This window comes from Pseudoalteromonas sp. S4492 (assembly GCF_005886115.1).
GTDB classification, from domain to species: Bacteria; Pseudomonadota; Gammaproteobacteria; order Enterobacterales; family Alteromonadaceae; genus Pseudoalteromonas; species Pseudoalteromonas gelatinilytica.
Genome location: NZ_PNCP01000307.1, coordinates 1 through 387, shown reverse-complemented (window position 1 = coordinate 387; position 387 = coordinate 1). Strand labels below are relative to the sequence as shown.

Annotated in this window: 1 pseudogene; it reads left to right on the top strand. The window is 45.7% G+C overall.

What is annotated here, in order from left to right:
• Positions 1–95: 95 nt before the first annotated feature.
• Positions 96–387, top strand: a pseudogene (locus tag CWC28_RS21675) (hypothetical protein); the annotation flags it as partial.

Below are 387 nucleotides of genomic sequence, written 5' to 3'. Positions count from 1 at the left end.
AAGTGCATATTTGTGGTTTGGTCTGTGAAACCCTGGAGATTGAGCAGCACGGTAAATTGTTACCCATTAGTTCTGCTCACTGAGAGAAGTGTAATATGGCTTTTTACAAGGCTGAAAGAAAAGCACTCTTTCTTTTAACGCCCTTTATTCTTGCCTTTTTTCTCTTCCAGGTGCTGCCTCTAATCTGGGTACTGGTGGACAGTTTCAAAAGTAACCTGGGTGAAGAGTGGGGGCTGGGTAATTATCTGTATATCCTGGAAAGTCGGTATTTCCGGCAGGCGATATACAACAGTCTGAAGATCAGTCTCTACTCCAGTATTGCAGGGATGTTGCTGACTTTGCCCTGTGCCTGGTCACTGCACCGACTTTCCGGTCGTCTCAAGGAAG